Annotated in this window: 18 protein-coding genes; 12 read left to right on the top strand and 6 right to left on the bottom strand. The window is 66.3% G+C overall.

Annotated features, from left to right (window positions below):
- Positions 1–67 precede the first annotated feature (67 nt).
- Together ACOOHP_RS17310 and ACOOHP_RS17305 are read left to right on the top strand one after the other, a co-directional pair.
- Positions 68–1,315, top strand: a complete 1,248-nt coding sequence (locus tag ACOOHP_RS17310; RefSeq protein WP_420467736.1) for a sensor histidine kinase — start codon at positions 68–70, stop codon at positions 1,313–1,315.
- Positions 1,312–1,962, top strand: coding sequence for a response regulator (locus ACOOHP_RS17305; protein WP_420467735.1), 651 nt, complete (start codon positions 1,312–1,314; stop codon positions 1,960–1,962). The genes ACOOHP_RS17310 and ACOOHP_RS17305 overlap by 4 nt, the downstream gene beginning before the upstream one ends.
- A 181-nt stretch (positions 1,963–2,143) precedes the next feature.
- Here the strand turns inward: ACOOHP_RS17305 and ACOOHP_RS17300 are convergent, their stop codons facing one another.
- From ACOOHP_RS17300 to ACOOHP_RS17280, 5 genes are all read right to left on the bottom strand, one after another.
- Positions 2,144–2,785, bottom strand: a complete 642-nt coding sequence (locus ACOOHP_RS17300) for a 3-oxoacid CoA-transferase subunit B (RefSeq protein ID WP_420467734.1) — start codon at positions 2,783–2,785, stop codon at positions 2,144–2,146.
- A complete protein-coding gene (locus ACOOHP_RS17295) occupies positions 2,785–3,504 on the bottom strand; it encodes a CoA transferase subunit A (protein ID WP_420467733.1) in 720 nt (239 codons plus the stop codon). The genes ACOOHP_RS17300 and ACOOHP_RS17295 overlap by 1 nt, the downstream gene beginning before the upstream one ends.
- Before the next feature lie 119 nt (positions 3,505–3,623).
- On the bottom strand, positions 3,624–4,157 hold the full coding sequence (locus ACOOHP_RS17290) for a hypothetical protein (protein WP_420467732.1): 534 nt from the start codon (positions 4,155–4,157) through the stop codon (positions 3,624–3,626).
- 63 nt (positions 4,158–4,220) lie between these two features.
- Positions 4,221–5,417, bottom strand: a complete 1,197-nt coding sequence (locus ACOOHP_RS17285; protein WP_420467731.1) for a phosphotransferase family protein — start codon at positions 5,415–5,417, stop codon at positions 4,221–4,223.
- A 125-nt stretch (positions 5,418–5,542) separates the two neighbouring features.
- The gene (locus ACOOHP_RS17280; RefSeq protein ID WP_420467730.1) at positions 5,543–6,400 is read right to left on the bottom strand and encodes an HpcH/HpaI aldolase/citrate lyase family protein; all 858 of its coding nucleotides are present in this window, start codon (positions 6,398–6,400) and stop codon (positions 5,543–5,545) included.
- Between the two features lie 171 nt (positions 6,401–6,571).
- Between ACOOHP_RS17280 and ACOOHP_RS17275 the strand changes: the two genes are divergently transcribed.
- The 5 genes from ACOOHP_RS17275 (at position 6,572) to ACOOHP_RS17255 (ending at position 11,809) form a co-directional block, all read left to right on the top strand.
- Positions 6,572–8,005 carry a 3-oxoacyl-[acyl-carrier-protein] synthase III C-terminal domain-containing protein gene (locus tag ACOOHP_RS17275; RefSeq protein WP_420467729.1) on the top strand — a complete coding sequence of 478 codons (1,434 nt, stop codon included), beginning with the start codon at positions 6,572–6,574 and terminating at the stop codon, positions 8,003–8,005.
- Positions 8,006–8,181: 176 nt separating this feature from the next.
- Entirely contained in the window at positions 8,182–9,378 is a 1,197-nt protein-coding gene (locus ACOOHP_RS17270) for an acetyl-CoA acetyltransferase (protein ID WP_420467728.1), read from the top strand.
- A 133-nt stretch (positions 9,379–9,511) separates the two neighbouring features.
- Positions 9,512–10,111 (top strand): MarR family winged helix-turn-helix transcriptional regulator, encoded by a 600-nt coding sequence (locus ACOOHP_RS17265; RefSeq protein ID WP_420467727.1) that lies wholly within the window; start codon positions 9,512–9,514, stop codon positions 10,109–10,111.
- Between the two features lie 322 nt (positions 10,112–10,433).
- Positions 10,434–11,120 (top strand): TetR family transcriptional regulator, encoded by a 687-nt coding sequence (locus ACOOHP_RS17260; RefSeq protein ID WP_420467726.1) that lies wholly within the window; start codon positions 10,434–10,436, stop codon positions 11,118–11,120.
- The gene (locus tag ACOOHP_RS17255) at positions 11,117–11,809 is read left to right on the top strand and encodes a class II aldolase/adducin family protein (protein WP_420467725.1); all 693 of its coding nucleotides are present in this window, start codon (positions 11,117–11,119) and stop codon (positions 11,807–11,809) included. The genes ACOOHP_RS17260 and ACOOHP_RS17255 overlap by 4 nt, the downstream gene beginning before the upstream one ends.
- A gap of 106 nt (positions 11,810–11,915) precedes the next feature.
- Here ACOOHP_RS17255 and ACOOHP_RS17250 read toward each other — a convergent pair whose 3' ends face one another.
- A complete protein-coding gene (locus ACOOHP_RS17250; protein WP_420467724.1) occupies positions 11,916–12,887 on the bottom strand; it encodes a LysR family transcriptional regulator in 972 nt (323 codons plus the stop codon).
- A gap of 91 nt (positions 12,888–12,978) precedes the next feature.
- Here ACOOHP_RS17250 and ACOOHP_RS17245 point away from each other — a divergent pair, with 91 nt between their 5' ends.
- The 5 genes from ACOOHP_RS17245 to ACOOHP_RS17225 all read left to right on the top strand — a co-directional run bounded on the left by ACOOHP_RS17245 (position 12,979) and on the right by ACOOHP_RS17225 (position 17,378).
- Positions 12,979–13,287, top strand: coding sequence for a 2-hydroxymuconate tautomerase (locus ACOOHP_RS17245; protein WP_420467723.1), 309 nt, complete (start codon positions 12,979–12,981; stop codon positions 13,285–13,287).
- Positions 13,288–13,369: 82 nt separating this feature from the next.
- Positions 13,370–13,741, top strand: coding sequence for a hypothetical protein (locus ACOOHP_RS17240; RefSeq protein ID WP_420467722.1), 372 nt, complete (start codon positions 13,370–13,372; stop codon positions 13,739–13,741).
- 121 nt (positions 13,742–13,862) lie between these two features.
- The gene (locus ACOOHP_RS17235; RefSeq protein WP_420467721.1) at positions 13,863–15,143 is read left to right on the top strand and encodes an aromatic ring-hydroxylating oxygenase subunit alpha; all 1,281 of its coding nucleotides are present in this window, start codon (positions 13,863–13,865) and stop codon (positions 15,141–15,143) included.
- Positions 15,144–15,222: 79 nt separating this feature from the next.
- Positions 15,223–16,977 (top strand): FAD-dependent oxidoreductase, encoded by a 1,755-nt coding sequence (locus ACOOHP_RS17230; RefSeq protein WP_420467720.1) that lies wholly within the window; start codon positions 15,223–15,225, stop codon positions 16,975–16,977.
- Positions 16,974–17,378, top strand: a complete 405-nt coding sequence (locus ACOOHP_RS17225) for a hypothetical protein (RefSeq protein ID WP_420467719.1) — start codon at positions 16,974–16,976, stop codon at positions 17,376–17,378. Before ACOOHP_RS17230 ends, ACOOHP_RS17225 begins: the two co-directional genes overlap by 4 nt.
- The last annotated feature ends 88 nt before the right edge of the window (positions 17,379–17,466 follow it).

Below are 17,466 nucleotides of genomic sequence, written 5' to 3'. Positions count from 1 at the left end.
GCCAACCACGATAATCCGGGCAGCATCCGGACGGAGGCGCGGCATGCGGGAATTCAGGCGGCGGTTCGTGGACAGGCTGTCGGGCCGCGCCGCGCGCGACCCGCAAGAACGCGCCATCGAGGACCTGCGTCTGCGCCAAGCAGAGAAGGACGTGCGCTGGCTGCGCAATCTTGGCATTTTCGGCTGGCTGTTCGTGCTGCTGGCGCAGGGTCATAGCCCCGGCCTGACGCCGGTCTGGATTGTCTACGCCGGTGCCGTGCTGGCGACGGTGGCGGTACACATCACCATCGGCCGGGTTCGCAATATTCGCGCGGCCGCCGCGTTCACCACCGTTCTCGACCCGCTGATGGGCGCAGCGATCTGCCTGGTCACCGGCGGTCTGGACTCGGTGCTGTTTCCCTTCCTCTATTTCACCCTGATGTCGGTGGCGATCCGCTTCGGCGTGATCGAGTCGATCGGCCAGGCGCTGTTCAACAGCCTGCTGATCCTGCTGCTGTATCTGTATGCGCCACACTTCCCGGTCGAGGGCGACGCAAGCCGCCTGGCGACGCTGGGCTCGTCGCTGTTCCTGCTGCTGTTCGCTGCCTGTCTGGGTGTGGTGGTGGCGTCGTGGGCGCGCCAACGCTCGGACCTGGTAATGGCGCACGCGCGCACCCTGCGGGAATCCGGCGAGCGTTACCAGGCGTTCGTGCGGCGCTTCGCGCAGGTGCAGGAGGAGGAGCGCCGCAACATCTCCGCGGTGCTGCACGATCGCATGAGCAGCCACATGTTCCTGCTGCACCGCGGCATCGAAGCCTGCACCGAAGGCCCGCTGTCGCAAGCGCAGCTGCATGATCGCCTGGCCGTGCTGTCGGCCCGCGTGAGCGCCTGTACCCAGGACGTGCGCTCGATCATGAACGAGTTGCGGCCGACGGTGCTGGACGAACTCGGCTTTTACGAAGCGGCGAGCGAATATCTGGCGCGCCATGCGGAGAGCAGTCCGTATCGTCTGGTCTGTCGCTTCGACTCTGCGCTCAAGTCCTGGCGTTCGCGCCACGATGCCCTGCTGTTTCGTCTGCTGCAGGAGGCCCTGCTCAACGTCCAGAAGCACGCCGGTGCGCAGCACGTCGAGGTCAACTTGCACGAGTCCGCAGGCCGGGTGGAACTGCTGATCGTGGACGACGGCACCGGCTTCGATCCGGCCGCGGTGCCGGTGGGTCACTACGGCATCATGACCATGCACGAACGCGCCGCCGGCGCCGGTGGCGAGCTGCACATCGACAGCGGTCCCGGTGGCACCCGCGTCTGCGTGCGTCTGCCGCGGAGCACCTCGTGAGCGACCCCATCCGTATTTTTCTGATCGACGATCATCAGGTGCTGCGCCAGGCCATCGCCGACATGCTGGACGGCCAGGACGACCTGCGCGTGGTCGGCCAGGCCGGCGATGCACGTTCCGGCATCGACCGGATGACGGCACTGGAACGCTATCCGGATGTGGTCGTCATCGACCTCAAGATGCCCGGCCTGAGCGCCACCGGCGCCATCGCCGAGATCGCGCGAACCCATCCAGCCACGCGCATCCTGGTGTTCACCATGTACGACAACCCGGGCTACGTCTGGAGCACGATGAACGCCGGCGCGTCGGGCTATCTGCTCAAGAACGCCTCGCGCGAAGACCTGCTGCGCGCAGTGCGTTCGGTGGCCGCCGGCAACGGCTATCTGCAGTCCGAAGTCACCATGCCGCTGGTCAAGCGCCTGATCCAGGAGGCCAGGGTCGCCGGCGATCGCGGCTCGCTGTCGGTGCGGGAGATGCAGATTCTCGAAGCGCTTGCCGAAGGCCGCAGCAACAAGATGATCGCGCGTGCCATGGACCTCTCGGAGGAGACCGTGAAGTCCCACCTGCGGCGCATCTACGAAAAGCTCGGCGCCGCAGACCGCGCTCATGCCGTGGCCATCGCGCTGCGCCAGCAACTCATCGGCTGAACCTTCCCCCGGTGGGGTGGTGGCGCCGGTCATTCCGTGTGAGGTGCGACTGCCATGCCTATCGTCGCGCGCCGATGTTCGACAGCCTGCATGGTTCCGGAGACGGCGCTGGACGTGCTCGCCCAGCGTCGATCCACCCCAGAAGGTGATCGGACCAGTCGCCTGCGATGAGAGCGCCGCGTTATAGCGCGACGCTGAACTCCGCCTCGGTCCTGGCCCTGATGTCGTCCAAACTCACCCCATCGGCCAACTGGATCAGCCTGGCACCGGCGCCCTTGCGGTCGATCTCGAACACGCCGAGTTCGGTGATCAGCAGATCCACCACGCCCTTGCCGGTCAGCGGCAGGCTGCAGGCCTTCTTGAACTTCGGATCCCCGCCTTTTTCGCAGTGGTCCATCACCACCACCACGCGCGGCACCCCGGCCACCAGGTCCATGGCGCCGCCCATGCCCTTGATCATCTTGCCCGGCACCATCCAGTTGGCGAGGTCACCGGACTGCGACACCTGCATGCCACCGAGGATGGACAGGTTGATGTGGCCGCCGCGGATCATGCCGAAGCTGTCGGCGCTGGAAAAATAGCTGGTCTTGGGCAGGTCGGTGATGGTCTGCTTGCCGGCATTGATGAGGTCGGCGTCTTCCTCGCCCTCGTAGGGGAACGGGCCCATGCCGAGCATGCCGTTCTCCGACTGCAGGGTGACCTCGATTCCCGCGGGAATCATGTTGGCCACCAGGGTCGGTATGCCAATGCCGAGATTGACGTAGTAACCGTCGCGCAGTTCCTTTGCGGCACGGGCTGCCATCTGTTCGCGATTCCAGGCCATCAGCCGTTCTCCTGCGCAGTGCGCGGACGCGTGGTGCGCCGCTCGATGTGCTTGACGTAATCCTTGCCCACCACCAGGCGCTGCACGAAGATGCCCGGCGTGTGGATCTGGTCCGGATCGAAGCTGCCGACCGGCACCACCTCTTCCACTTCTGCAATGGTGATCCTTCCGGCGGTGGCGATCATCGGATTGAAGTTACGCGCCGTCTTGCGATACACGAGGTTGCCCTCGGTGTCGGCCTTCCAGGCCTTGACCAGCGAGATGTCGGCGACCAGCCCGGTCTCCATCACATACCACTCGCCGTTGAACTGGCGCGTCTCCTTGCCTTCGGCCACCAGGGTGCCGTAGCCGGTGCGCGTGTAGAAGGCGGGAATCCCGGCGCCGCCGGCGCGGATGCGCTCGGCCAGGGTGCCCTGCGGGTTGAACTCGATCTCGATCTCGCCCTTCATGTAGCGCGATTCCAGGATCTTGTTCTCGCCGACATACGACGCCAGGACTTTTTTGATCTGGTTGTTGGCCAGCACCATCCACATGCCGTGCTCGTCGCAGCCGACGTTGTTGCCGATGACGGTCAGGTCCTTGGCCCCCGAGTCACGCAGCGCCACGATCAGATTCTCGGGGATGCCGCACAGGCCGAAGCCGCCGGCCATGACGGTCATGCCGTCGAAGGTGATGCCTGCCAGCGCGGCATGGGCATCGGGATAGAGTTTGTTGCTCACCAGTGCGGACTCCTCTACGAGCTTGATGTCGACCTCTAAGCCGGGTCGGGTGCAGTCTTGCGACGGCCGCCGTCGCTGTGCATCCCCCAGCGGGGTAATTCTGTCTGCTCTCGCCGGCCTCAGGCAGCCTTGGCGCTGATCCCGAGCAACTGCTCGATCGCCGGGATGGCCTTGGGGTCGGGCTCCCAGCCCTGACTCAGCAACCACGAACGCTCGCGCAGCAACTGCTCCGAAGTCATCGCCAGCACGGTCTTCTGCACGCGATCCTGGGCAGCGCCGTCGTCGCCCTCGAACACGCGCGAGATCAATGCACCGGTGGATGCGCGCAGATCGCGTACCGCCTGCAGCACCTCGTCGGGATCGGCCTGGGCGCGCTCCAGAACTCGCGCACCGTGCACTTGCTGTGCCGACAGCTCGCGGTCGCCGACGCCGGCCTGGCGTTGCAGCTCGTCTGCAAACGCGAGCAGGCGCGTCAGCTCGTCGCAGTCGTAACGGAATTGCAGCGGCAACTGCTTGGCCATCAGCCCCAGCAGTCCGACGATCAGACGCGCCTGCTCCTGCGCGAGCTTGTTGTTGGGGTCCAGCGCGGGCAGCACCACGTCGCTCAGCGACTTGATGATGCTTTGAATCTGGACTTGGGGTCGCATCTGCATGTCATGTTCTCCGGGCCACAGGGCAACGGCATCGGCCGGCACCCGCGACGTTGCGATGTCGGGTCAGGGCGCCAGTTCGATCAGGCTGCGCATTTCTTCCTGCAGCAGCGCGCTGATGCCCATCAGCCAGGTCACCAGCACGTCCTGGTGGGTCTTGCCGCCGCGAGCGATGCGGTAACCGGTGGCGATCAGCAGGGTCACCATCATGTAGTCGTTGTAGACCTTGTGCCAGTGCACCGAGCGCGCATCGACCTTGAGGCCGGAAGACTTCTCGTATGCTTCCAGGAATTCGCTTTCCGGCAGCAGACCGCAGACCAGGAAGGTCTTGCCGTCGGAGTCGAAATGCCCGAACGCACGGCTGGTGGTCCAGGCCAGATCCTGGTGGCGGTCGCCGATGCGGCCCAGCTCCCAGTCCAGCCAGGCGCTGATGCGCGCGTCGTGCTCGGTGTACAGAAAATTGCCGACCCGGTAGTCGGCGTGGACCACCACCGGCACGTCCAGCGACGGCATGTTGCGTCGCAGCCAACCGGCGGCCAGGCGCATCAGCGGAGAGTCTTCGTCGCAATCCTCTTCCCACACGCGTTCCCACCAGTTCACGCCCCACTCGGCGCACTGCGTGCCGCGAGTCGGAATGTCAAAGGCTGTGAGCTCGGCCTTGCTGAAATCGAAACGGTGAATCTTGACCAGATGCTCCACGAACTGCGGCGCCAGTTGCGCCCGCAGTTCCGGTGACAGGTGCGTGCCAAGACCCGATACCCCGGCCTGCGCAGTGCTGGGACGCGTCACGCCCGGCGCAAAGCCGTAGACCAGCGCCGGATACGGCAGGTGCTCGCCGTCGGCATCGCACCAGAACACCGGCGGCACCGGCACCGTGCCTTCGAAGGCCTTGATCAGCTGGAATTCACGCAGGCGACTGGTCTCGACGATGGACTCGGCCGGCTCCATGCGCAGCACCATGGGCGTCTGCTCCCGCCCGACGCCGGGGCGCTTCCAATTCAGGGTGAAGGCCATCTGCAGCTTGGAGGCGCCGCCCGACAGCCAGCGTGCCTCGGCAATCTTGAAGTCGTCGCCGATGTGGGCGCGAATCAGCGCCGCAGTGCCCTGGACCAGGGTATCCAGTTGCAGCGGGATGAATCCGGGACCGGAACGGCGCTCCAGCTTGCGCGTGAGCACGCGGTCGATTTCGGTTTCCACGTTGAACCGCTTGCGCAGCTGGGCGATCCACGCGGCGGGTGGCCGGTTCTTGTCGATGACGGGCATCGCTTCCTCCTGTCAGGGTCTGTTCGCGTCCGGCTGATCGCGGCGATCAGCGCGACGGGCACCAGCCCGGTGTCATTCCGGATCGTGGTCCGGTGGTCTGCAGCTTTTCGTTTCGCACAGCTTGATCAGGCGCCAACGCTGGCCAGCAGGCGCCTAGCGCCCTTGAGATGCGGAATGTCCAGCATCTTGCCGTCCAGCGACACCGCACCGGCACCGGAGGCAAATGCGGCGATGACGCGACGCGCCTGCGCGATCTCGTCGTCGCTGGGCGTGAATGCAGCATTGATCACCGCCACCTGATCGGGGTGGATGGCGACCTTGCCGGTGAAGCCGTCATAACGCGCGGCCTCGCTGTTGCGGCGGCAGCCATCGGGATCACGAAAGTCCACGTACACGGTGTCCAGTGCTTCCACCTCCAGCGCGTGGCAGGCCAGCAGACATTGGGTGCGTGCGTATTCGTAGACCGGCCGCCAGGAACCGTCGGGCGCGCGCGGGTCGCCCGCGCCGATGGCCGAGCTGAGATCTTCGCCACCCCACAGCATGCCTTTGAGCCGCGGCAGACGATGACCGATCAGCTCGCCCATGCGCAGCACCGCCGACGGCGTTTCGGTGCAGACCGCGAGCATGCCCATGCTGCCGGCCTCGCGCCCGGCCTGCACTTCGGCCATGTCCAGGTAGTGGGAGACGATCTCGAGATCCTCGGGACCGCGAATCTTGGGTTGCATGATGCCCAGCGGCCCCATCGGCACTGCGGCCGCCAGGTCCTTGAGCAACTCGCCGGAAGTCAGGTCGTTGATCCGTATCCACACCTGGCTGCTGCCGCGATAGCTGCTCAGGTATTCAGCGAGCATCCTGCGCGCAGCGGGCTTGCGCTCCGGCAGCACGGAATCTTCGAGGTCGAACACCAGGGCGTCGGCGCCACAGGACTCGGCCTTGGCCAGCTTGCGCTCGTTATCGGCGGGGACAAACAGCAGTGATCGCATCAGGAAAGCCTGGAGGAATGGTGGACCGGCCGAACCCCGCGTTCGAGGGGCAGTGCCGACGTGGCCGGTCTATACGCTGGATCGTATGGTACCGTATTATTTAGCGTCAACGCCGGGACGCGCGTCGCCATGCGCGGACTCTGGCGCCCTCACGATCCAGGAGGCAAGCGCGTGACCGGTTCCACCCGCGGTATCCAAGCTTACGGCGCCTTCATTCCGCGCCTGCGCATCGCCCGTGCGGCCATCGCAGAGGCCCATTCCTGGGCCCTGCCCGGACTCAAGGCGCAGGCCAAGGGCGAACGCGCACTGTGCAGTTGGGACGAAGACGCCATCACCCTGGCGGTGGCCGCCGCGCGCGACTGTCTGCAGGGACAAACCGCGCCGACCGCCCTGATCCTGGCGTCGACCACGGCACCGTTCGCCGATTGCCAGAACAGCGTGATCGCCGCCAGCGCGCTGGGGTTGGCCGCGTCGACTGCCTGCGCCGATCAGGCCGGTTCCACCCGCGCCGGGCTGACCGCGCTGGCGCAGGCGCTGGAATCCTCAGCCGAAGGCGCGCAACTGGTGCTGGCCGCCGACCGCCGTTCCGCCAAGCCGGGCAGCGTGCAGGAACTGCAGTTCGGCGCCGGCGCCGCGGCGCTGCGGGTCGGCGAAGGCGCTGGCGTGGCGCGTTATCTGGGTCGGGAATCGGTGTCCAATCTGTTTGTGGATCACTTCCGCGAAAGCGGCGAGAAGTACGACTACTACTGGGAAGAGCGCTGGATCCGCGATGAGGGCGTGTCGCGTCTGGTGCCAGGCGCGATCAAGCGTCTGCTTTCCAGGCTGGACCTGACACCCGCGCAGGTGAAGTGGTTCGGCCTGTCCGGCGCACCCGCTGGCAGCGACAAGCTGGTTGCCAAGCTGGCGTCGATCACGCCGGAAGCCATCCTGCCCAACCTGCTGGACCGCGTCGGCGAGTGCGGGACCGCGCACGCGCCGCTGCTGCTGGTGAGCGCTCTGGAACAGGCGCGGCCGGGTGACGTCATCGTCGTCGCGGCATTTGGCCAGGGTTGCGAGGTGCTGGCGTTCGAGAAGGGCGAAGACACCGTCGCGCCGCCGCGCGGGCTCACCGGTGCACTGGCCGCGCGCATCCCGGAAACCTCCTACCTGAAGATGGCCTCGTTCGAGGGCGAGCTGAACCTGGACTGGGGCATGCGCGCCGAGACCGAGATCAAGGCGGCGCTGACCCAGCAGTACCGCGCTGCCGACCAGATCAACGCCTTCGTCGGCGGCAAGTGCCGCGCCTGCAACACCGTGCAGTTTCCGCGCCTGCCGCACTGCGTGAGCTGCGCCGCCGCTGACAGTCAGGACCCTTGCAGTCTGGCCGACGAGCAGGCCCAGGTCGCCACCTACAGTGCCGACTGGTTGCAGTACTACCCGGCGCCGCCGCTGTACGTGGGCTTGGTGCAGTTCGACATCGGCGCGCGGCTGCTGATGGAGATGATCGAAGTGGGCAGCGCCGGTATCGACGTCGGCACCCGGCTGGCGATGCACTTCAGGGTCAAGGCGCGCGATCGCAAGCGTCATTACAGCCGCTATTTCTGGAAGGCCGCCCCGGTCTACTGACGGCCATGCTGCGACCGACATCCATAACGATGATTCTCACACGCGGCATGACTGTTCCCTCACCCACCGATTGCGGAGCAATCGGTCCCCCCTCTCCCGCGGTGCGGGCGAGGGTATGTCGGCATCTCGCTTCGCGAGATTCACGTTAATACGCGCAGGCAATCGGACACAGAACAATGGCTACGGGCATCAAGGACAAGGTCGCCATCATCGGCATGGGCTGTTCGCGCTTCGGCGAACGCTGGGACGTCGGCAGCGAGCAACTGGTGAGCGAGGCGTTCTGTGAGGCGCTGGCCGACGCCGGCATCGAGCACCGCCAGATCGAGGCCGCTTGGCTGGGCTCGGCGCTGGACTCGGTCAACGTCGGCAACTCGGCGATTCCGCTGTCGACCACGCTGCGCCTGCAGGGCATTCCGGTGTCGCGGGTGGAGAACATGTGCGCCACCGGCACCGAGGCCTTGCGCGGCGCGGCCTATGCGGTGGCCTCCGGCGCGGTCGACATCGCGCTCGCGGTGGGCGTGGAAAAGCTCAAGGACACCGGCTACGGTGGCCTGCCGGTGCCGACCAAGGGCACCCTCAACGACCTGTGGGTGCCGTACTGCTCGGCACCGGCCGGCTTTGCCCAGCTCGCCGCGGGATATCGCGCCCGCTACGGCGTGAGCCGCGAAGACCTCAAGCGCGCGCTGGCGCATGTGTCGTGGAAAAGCCATCAGAACGGAACCAAGAGCCCCAAGGCGCATCTGCGCAAGGCGGTGCCGATGGAGACCATCCTCAACGCGCCAATGATCGCCGAGCCGCTGGGCGTGTTCGATTGCTGCGGGGTCAGCGACGGCTCTGCGGTGGCCATCGTGACCACGCCCCAGATCGCGCGCGCGCTGGGCAAGCAGGATCTGGTCACCATCAAGGCGCTGCAGTTGTCCACCAGCAGCGGTCGCGAGTCCGGCATGGGCGAGTGGGACGGCAGCTATGTGGTCAACACGCGCAACGCCGCCAGGGCGGCCTATCGCGAAGCCGGCATCACCGACCCGCGCGGACAGCTCAGCCAGATCGAGGTGCATGACTGCTTCTCGATCACCGAGCTGGTGACGATGGAAGACCTGGGCGTGTCGGAAGACGGTCGCGCGGTGTTCGACGTGCTCGACGGCAAGTTCGACGCCGACGGCGCGCTGCCCTGCCAGATCGATGGTGGCCTCAAGTGCTTCGGCCACCCGGTGGGCGCCTCCGGCCTGCGCATGGTCTACGAGCACTACCTGCAGTTGCTGGGTCGCGCTGGCGAGCGCCAGCTCAAAAACCCGACCCTGGGGCTGAGTCACAACCTGGGCGGCGTGCCGTATAACGGCGTGGCCGCCATCAGCATCGTCGGACTGATGTAGCGGAGTCGCGGTACCACCTACTCTCCCGGGTGGGTATCGGGGAGGTCGCTTCGGTAGCCTTCGCCCCGATATGATGCAAGCAGCGGGCCGCATCGAATGGGTGGCTGCTCGACAACAAGACTGGGAGAAGCAGGTGGTGCGACGCAGCAAGACCGCCGATGTGGCGAAGGTCACCAAGGCGATTGCCAGGGCGCGCGGAACCGACGACGTATCGGTGGCGCGCATGGCCAAGCCCAACGGCAGCGAGCCGGCGTCGGCGGGTATCGACGAGGTGGCCCGCGACGGCATCCGCCTGAGCTTCCTGATGCACGACGTGTCGCGCATGCGTCGCAGCGCCTACGACCAGTTCATGAAGCCGCTGGGCATCACCCGCGCACAGTGGTGGGTGCTGGCACATCTGTCGCGTCACGACGGCATGATGCAGACCCAGTTGGCAGACGTGCTCGAAGTCGGCAAGGCCAGCCTCGGCGACGTGATCGAGAGCCTGGAATCCGGCGGCTGGGTGGACCGGCGGCCCGATCCCACCGACAAGCGCGCCAAACGCGTTTACCTCACCAAGCCGGCGCAGGGCCTTATCAAGCGCATGACCTCGCTGGAAGTCGAGTTCAACGATCGCATCTTTGCCGACCTGCCGCTGACCGAGCGCGCTGCGTTGTTCAACTCGCTGGTCAAGATCAAGCACGCCATCGCCAAGTTGAGCGCCGAGCCGCTCGGCGGTGCCGACTCGAACTGAGCCGTCCTCCGCGGTCTCAACTGCTGTTCCCGGCGCAGGAGCCGGCCGCGGCAAGGCCAAGACGCGGCGACTCCAGGGGCCGTGTTCAGCCCGACGCATATTCATCGCGCTGCGCGACGGCAAATGGCTGCGCTTCTGCGATCTCATGAATGCCGCATCTGGGGCGGCAACGTTCGCCGCCCCAGCTGAAGTCGTGGGGTCTCGTTGCGGCCGCCGACCGGGTCACAGCCCGGTTTGGCCGTCCTGACCCGGGCTGCGCGATGACCGCGCATACCGCAGAATCCGGCCCGGTCGCCGGTTTCTTCGCCAAACCCATCCCGCCTTGGACGCTCGCGCTCGCAAAATCCGCAACCGACTGTCGCCGGCCGATCGTCGCGCACAGCTGATCGGCTGTTCCATCCGTGCGTTGGCGGCCCATGGCGTGGCGCGCGCCACCCATGCGCACGTCGCCGATCGCGCCGGGGTTTCGGTGGCGGCGGTGCATTCTTACTTCCGCACGCGCCACGATCTGATCGAAGCCACCCTGGCGACCGTGGCGAGCTTGCTGCTCAGGATCACCGCGGAGGTCGCGGCGCGGAAACTGCCGGCGCGGGAGTCGCTGGCGCTGATGGCGGCCGGCTTCGATGCGGCGGCACGCCGCGATCCCGATGTGGTCAAGGTGTGGCTGGACTGGAGCACCGGCTTTCGCGCCGAGGTGTGGCCTTCGTATCTGGAGATGCAAGAGCGTGCGCTGGCGGATGTGCGGAGTGCGCTGACTCGCGGCAAGCGTCGCGGCGAGCTGTCTGCCCGGCTCAACGTCAAGGCGGCGGCGAGACTGTTCGTCGGCGGCGGCCGCACCATCGCGCTGGCACGATTCTCCGGCGCCGGCGAGCGCGAGATCGCGGTGTTGATCCATCATCTGGTGCTCGGTGTCACCAGCATCGGGCTGACTGCGGTCGCCGACTCGCCGCCGCCCGGCACCGATACCGGCACCCACAACCAAGATCTCTCCCGGAAACGTCCCGCATGAGCAAGACCTCCCTCGAGCAGACCCAGCGCCGCGTCCGCACGGCGGCGCGTGCACTGGCCCGCGGCGGCCTGGTTCACGCCTACGGTCATTGCAGCGCGCGTCTGGATCGCGACAGCTTCGTGGTCTGCGCCGCCAGGCCCATGGGTACCATCGCCATCGGCGAGGACGGCACGGTGGTGCCGGTCAACGGCGCGCTGCCGGAAGGCGTGCTGGGCGAGGTGCGCATCCATCAGCAGATTTATGCGCGGCGTCCGCAGGTCGGTGCGGTGTGCCGGATCATGCCGCCGCAGACCGGCCTGCTCGCCCTGCTGCGGCGCACGCCGCGGCCGCGGCACGGTTTCGGTGCCTATTTCGCGCCGGGTCCCGCTCTGTGGGACGACCCGCGCCTGCTGCGTGATGACGCCGCCGCGGCGCGGCTGGCGGAGACGCTGGGCGGCGGCAATGCGCTGGTCATGCGCGCCAACGGTGCGGTCGTGGTCGGTGCCTCGCTGATCGAGGCAGTGGCACTGTCCTGGTTCCTGGAAGAAGCGGCCAGAGTCGAGGTTGGACTGATGCAGATGGGCCAGGACGGCGACCACACCTTGCTCAGTGCCGACGAAACCACCGCACGCCAGGTGGTGGCTGGCCGCGTTTACGAACGCATGTGGGAATACCTGACCGACGGCGACCCGGAAGCGGAAAGCGTCTGATCGACGCCTGCGCGAAGTTTGACCCCGCGGCACCTCGTCCAGCGGATCAGATTCGCGAAAACGGACCATGGACTACCGGCGGCGAGGCATCGCCGGCCCACGGCCGCTACCGTCGGGCTGTGCGCTTCTTCGCCCGGGCTGCAGCAGGCTTCGGCGGCAAGCCGGAGCGGCCGGCCAGCTTGCCGCGCAGCGAGCGGGCCACGTCGATGAAACCGGCCAGCAGCGCCGAATCGTCGTCGCGCCGGCGGATGACGCACAGCTCCACCGTGGCGCGATCCGCCGGCCGCAGGGGGCGATGCACGATCCCGGGAATGCTGAGGTTGCGACCGGAGTCGGTGACCAGACTCAGGCCCAGGCCGCTGGCGACCAGCGCGGTGGCGGTGAGGACGTCGTCCACTTCCTGCACCTGGCTGGGCGCGATGCTGCGGGCGTGGAACAAACCCATCAGGTAGTCGATGAAGCCGGGACGCGGTGCGCGCGGATACAGGATCAGCGCCTCGCGTGCGATGTCGGCCAAGGCCAGACTGGTGCGAACCGCCAGCGGATGGGTGGAGGGCAGCACCACATTCATGCGTTCGGTCTGGATTACCTCCCAGCTCAGATCGGGCTCTTCGCCGAAGAAGCGATTGAAGCCGACGGTGAGTCGACGCTCGCGCAGCGCCTTGAGCTGCGCTTCTCGGTCCAGGCTGTGCAGCACCACGTCGACCTTGGGATAGCGTTCGCGAAACTCGCGCACGATCAGGGGAATTGCGCCCAGCACCGCGGACCCGAACACCCCCACGTCCAGCCGGCCGATGCGGCCCTGGCCAGCCAGTCGCACGCGATCGGCGGCCTGATCGGCCAGCGCCAGCAGATTGCGAGCCTCTTCGTAGAACATCTGCCCTACCGCCGTCGGTTCGGCACCGGCCGGACCGCGCAACAGCAACTGCACGCCCAGCGCCTCTTCGAGCAGCTGGATCTGCCGGGTCAGCGGCGGCTGCGACAGGTGCAGCTTCAAGGATGCAGCCCGGAAGCTGCGCTGCTCCACCACTGCCACGAAATAGCTCAGGCGGCGCAGTTCCATGTAGCCGAGCGTCATGCTGCCTCGCGAATCGCTTTTCGGGTGATGCCGGTGTTGTATCACCTCGGCGGTCAAAAGGTATTGGACGGGATCACCGACAAAACTTAGCGTGCGAGCATTGCAGCGTCGGCAGTCCCGGTTCGGGCGCCAAAATCGGAGGAGAACGCGCATGCCCATCGTTCAGATCAACATGCTGGAAGGTCGCAGCGTGGCGCAGAAACGACGCATGATCGGCGCGGTGACCGAAGCCCTGGTGGACTCCCTGGGCGTTGCGGCGGAGTCGGTACGCATCCTCATCCAGGAACTGCCGGCCGAGCACTTCGCCGTGGCCGGCGTATCGGCTGGCGAACGTCCGCTCGGTACACGCCGCGCCAATGGCAACGGCGCCAGTGCGTCGGAACCACCGCAGGCCAACTGAAGCACCCCAGCGTATGACCCCGTTCGGGGTCGCCAATCGAATGCAGTCGCGTAACGCAGATCGCATCGGGAAGGAGTCGAGCATGTCTCAAGATCGATCGCTGCCACGCGGCTTCCAGGAACTGGAAGCCTTTGTCCCTTACTGGTGCCACGACACCAACGATGCGCGCCGCACGGCGCGCTCGACTGCCCAGATGGCGGACATCCAGCGCTTCTACGACGCCGTCGTCGCACGCGCCGAAGACGGCATCGCGCATTGCGAGCAGTTCGAACTGGGAAAGATGCCGGACGACAGCGAGCGCCTGTTCAAACTGCTGCTGGCCATGAATCACGCCGCGATCGCGGTGGAGATGCACGGCCAGCCTCGCGCGCACGAGTCGGTGTGGCCCAGCGCGGTGCGCGTCACCCAAGGCCCCTGGCCGTACGGCGGCAGCAATATCGGAGTGCTGTTATGAGCGGGCGCGAACTGGTCGCATGCCGGCGCAGAGGCTGGGCCGAGGCGGCTGCGGAGCGCGGACGCACGACCGCCGCGCCGGCTGAAATCACGCAACCGAACGCGAAGCCAAGGAGAACGAAGTGAGCGGCGGTCTGGATGCACCGATGTCAACGCCCCACGTCATCGACGAGGACAGCTTCACCTTGGCGGCGAACCTGCCGACCGGTCCGGTTCCGGTTGAGCCCTACCGCTCTCCCGAATTCTTCGAGTTGGAGCGCGAGCGCGTGTTCAAGCGCGCCTGGCTGTACGCCGGTCGCATCGAGATGCTGCCGGAAGCGACCAGCTATTTCGTCAAGAACATCGAGGTGGTGAAAGCCTCGGTGCTGGTCACGCGCGGCAAGGACGGCCAGGTGCGCGCCTTTCACAACGTCTGCAGCCATCGCGGCAACCTGGTGGTAAACACATCCTGCGGAAAGGCCGAGCGCTTCGTCTGCCGCTATCACAATTGGGCCTATGGCTGCGAAACGGGCGAGCTGCTCGGCATTCCGGACCAGAAGCATTTCTTCGAAGTGGACAAGCGCGAACTGGGCCTCACGCCGATCGCCTGCGAGGTGTGGGAAGGCTTCATCTTCATCAACATGCAGAAGTCGCCGGAAGTGTCGCTGCTGGAGTTCCTCGGCCCGTTCGGACGCACCTACGCCAACGTGCCGTTCTTCAACCTCGACGAGACCATCGTGATCGAGGCGGATTTCAAGGCCAACTGGAAGCTGATCGCCGATGCCTTCGCCGAGCCCTACCACGTGCCCTCGCTGCATCCGGCGACGCTCGCGCCGGGCTTCGCCCATCCCGAGCAGAACCGCTACGCGCGACCGCTGAGCGCGCGCGTGCACGGTATCCATCGGCACTTCTCGGCTTATGGAAATCCCGACTACGTACCGCCGCCCTCGTCCAAGGTCGAGCGGCTGGTCTATATCCAGGACACCGGTGGGGTGCTGGGCGGCGATGCGTCTGAGAACGCCGCGGCGTTGGCCGCGCATCCGGCCATCAACCCGACCAAGAACCCGAACTGGTCGGCGGACGTGACCTGGATCTTCCCCAATTTCAACATCGACTACTCCACCGGCGGTTTCTGGACCCACGAGTTCTGGCCGCTGGCCTACAACCGCACGCACTGGACGCTGCGGGTATTCATTCCCAGGACCGCCTCGGTGCGCCACCGCCTGCAGCTCGAACACTACGCCTGCCGCTGGGGCGAGGTGGTACTGGAGGACGTGACCAACTGCGAACGCATCCAGCGCGGACTGGAGTCGGGCGCCAAGGACCACATGATCCTGCAGGACGCCGAGATGCTGATTCGCCACAATATGCGCGTGCTCGACAAGTGGGTGAAAGCAGATACCGTCGCTGAAGCGCTGCGCTGAACCCCTGTTCCACGGGCGCGGCGGGCCAGCCGGCCCGCCTTCTGTCGGCGCTGCGCCAATACAAGAACGGGAGTCCTGCATGACCCAGAAAGCGCTGACGCGCCGCAACGTACTCAAGGGCCTGGCGTACAGCCCGCTGGCTGTCGCTGGCCTCGCACCCGCCGCGCTGCAGGCGGCGGACTTTTCGATGTGGGATCTGGAGGCCGACGTCATCGTCGTCGGCAGCGGTCTGGCCGGAACCTGCGCGGCCATCGCTGCCGGACAGGCCGGGCGTTCGGTGCTGGTGCTGGAGAAGATGCCGTTCGCCGGCGGCACCACCGCCAAGTCCGGCGGCGTGATGTGGATTCCCAACAACATCTACCTGCGCAATCAGGCAATCGCCGACTCTCGCGACGATGCGTTGCGCTACATGGTGCGTTGCTCGTATCCGGATCGCTACAACCCCGCGCTGCCAACCCTGGGCGCCCCCGGCGATGCGTTCGAGGCGATCGCGACGTTCTACGACCAGGGCTACAAGGTGCTCGATCACCTGATCGCCAGTACCGACCTGCGCATCGTGCCGTGGCTGTCCTGGGACGAACTGCCGTACCCCGACTATTACGCGGCGCTGCCGGAGAACACCGTGGAGCGCGGCCGCTCCATCGTGCCGGATGTCAGCGGCCACCCCGACCGCGTGATCTGGAAGCGCGGTGGCGGCAGCGGCGAATCGCTGCTGTGGCAGTTGCAGAAATCCTTTCCGAAGTTCGGCGTGCGCGTGCTGCTCGAGCATCAGGTCACGGCGCTGACGCGCAACGCTGCAGGCGCGATCAACGGCGTCATCGTCGATACCGGCGAAGAGCAGCCGCTGCGGATCCGCGCGGACCGCGCAGTGATTTTCGGCACCGGCGGTTTTTCCCATCACCCCGAAATGGCGCAGCAATTCCTCAAGGGCCGCATCTGGGGCAGTTGCGCGGCGCCGGGCAGCACCGGCGACTTCATCCCGATAGCGACCGGAGCCGGCGCGGCCCTAGGCAACATGGGCAACGCTTGGTGGGGCCAGCTTGCGGTGGAAGCGGCGCTCAAGACCCGCAGCGTGCCGGCGCAGATCTGGTCCACGCCGGGCGACAGCATGATTCAGGTCAATCGTTACGGGCGTCGCTTCGTCAACGAAAAGATCCAGTACAACGAGCGCACCCAGGCCCACTTCACCTGGGACCCCAGCCGTGCGGAATATCCCAACCAGCTCAGTTTCATGATCTGGGATGCGCGTACCGCGCAGCATTACGCCGGCTACGACCCCATTCCCGCCGCCAACGCCAAACTGGCGCACCTCATCGAGGGCGACACCCTGGAAACCCTGGTCGCCAACATCAGCGAGCGATTGGTCGGCATTGCCGAACACACGGGCGCCTTGAAACTGGACGAACAATTTCTACCGACCTTGCAAGCCAGCATCGCCCGCTACAACGAATTGGCGAAGAAGGGCGAGGACGAGGACTTCGGCCGCGGGCGCACACCGATCGAGATCGCGTTCCAGTTCTTCAATCTGGAAAAGGCGCCCAACGAATATCCCAACATGACGATGCACCCTGTCGCTGCGCAGGGCCCTTACTACGCGGCGATTCTCGGCGCCGGCACGCTGGACACCAAGGGCGGTGCCATCGTGAACGTGCGCGGCCAGGTCCTCGACGCGCAGCGCGAACCGATCTCCGGCCTGTACGCTGCCGGCAACTGCGTCGCCCATCCGGCGGCGCAAGCTTATTGGGGCGGCGGCGGCACCCTGGGACCGCATCTGACTTTCGGATTCCTCGCCGGCAAGGCCGCGGCTGCAGAGCCCTCCAAGGTGAACGCATGAGGCACGCCTTTCCGGTGTGCGCGCTGGCATTTGCTACAGGTCTGGCCGGCACCTGCGTCGCTGCAGACGCCGAAGTCAGCTTCAAGCAGGACCTGCAGCCCCTGCTCAACGCTCAGTGCGTGTTCTGCCATGTCGACGGCGCCGAGAACGGCGAGCTCAACCTGGGTCGGCGCAAGGCCTATGCGGCGCTGGTCGACGCCAGCAGCATCGATGCTCCCCTGCCACGAGTGGCGCCGGGCGATGTCGACAAGAGTTACCTCGTGCACAAGCTGCGCGGCACCCATCTGAGCGTGGGCGGCAGCGGCAATTCCATGCCCATGGTCGACCCGCCGCGGCTGATGGATCCCGCGCAGATCGATCTGTTCGTACGCTGGATCGAGCAGGGCGCGCAGAATAACTGAAGAACGGTGCCGGTGCACCGATCCGGCGGCGGATGCTTGTGAGTTACGGCACGCGCGTTGCGGGACCGACGTCCACCGGTCACGCGCC

The organism is Panacagrimonas sp. (genome assembly GCF_965216805.1).
Taxonomy (GTDB): domain Bacteria; phylum Pseudomonadota; class Gammaproteobacteria; order Nevskiales; family Nevskiaceae; genus Panacagrimonas.
The sequence above is the reverse complement of the archived record's forward strand: the minus strand, read 5'-3'. Positions and strand labels throughout refer to the sequence as shown.

What these genes read in the sequence shown, in the direction of transcription:
- ACOOHP_RS17285 (WP_420467731.1), bottom strand. Translation starts at nt 5,417, where the DNA reads ATGCCCGTCATCGACAAGAACCGGCCACCCGCCGCGTGGATCGCCCAG.
- ACOOHP_RS17270 (WP_420467728.1), top strand. Translation starts at nt 8,182, where the DNA reads ATGGCTACGGGCATCAAGGACAAGGTCGCCATCATCGGCATGGGCTGT.
- ACOOHP_RS17225 (WP_420467719.1), top strand. Translation starts at nt 16,974, where the DNA reads ATGAGGCACGCCTTTCCGGTGTGCGCGCTGGCATTTGCTACAGGTCTG.
- ACOOHP_RS17230 (WP_420467720.1), top strand. Translation starts at nt 15,223, where the DNA reads ATGACCCAGAAAGCGCTGACGCGCCGCAACGTACTCAAGGGCCTGGCG.
- ACOOHP_RS17240 (WP_420467722.1), top strand. Translation starts at nt 13,370, where the DNA reads ATGTCTCAAGATCGATCGCTGCCACGCGGCTTCCAGGAACTGGAAGCC.
- ACOOHP_RS17300 (WP_420467734.1), bottom strand. Translation starts at nt 2,785, where the DNA reads ATGGCCTGGAATCGCGAACAGATGGCAGCCCGTGCCGCAAAGGAACTG.
- ACOOHP_RS17250 (WP_420467724.1), bottom strand. Translation starts at nt 12,887, where the DNA reads ATGACGCTCGGCTACATGGAACTGCGCCGCCTGAGCTATTTCGTGGCA.
- ACOOHP_RS17255 (WP_420467725.1), top strand. Translation starts at nt 11,117, where the DNA reads ATGAGCAAGACCTCCCTCGAGCAGACCCAGCGCCGCGTCCGCACGGCG.
- ACOOHP_RS17290 (WP_420467732.1), bottom strand. Translation starts at nt 4,157, where the DNA reads ATGCAGATGCGACCCCAAGTCCAGATTCAAAGCATCATCAAGTCGCTG.
- ACOOHP_RS17280 (WP_420467730.1), bottom strand. Translation starts at nt 6,400, where the DNA reads ATGCGATCACTGCTGTTTGTCCCCGCCGATAACGAGCGCAAGCTGGCC.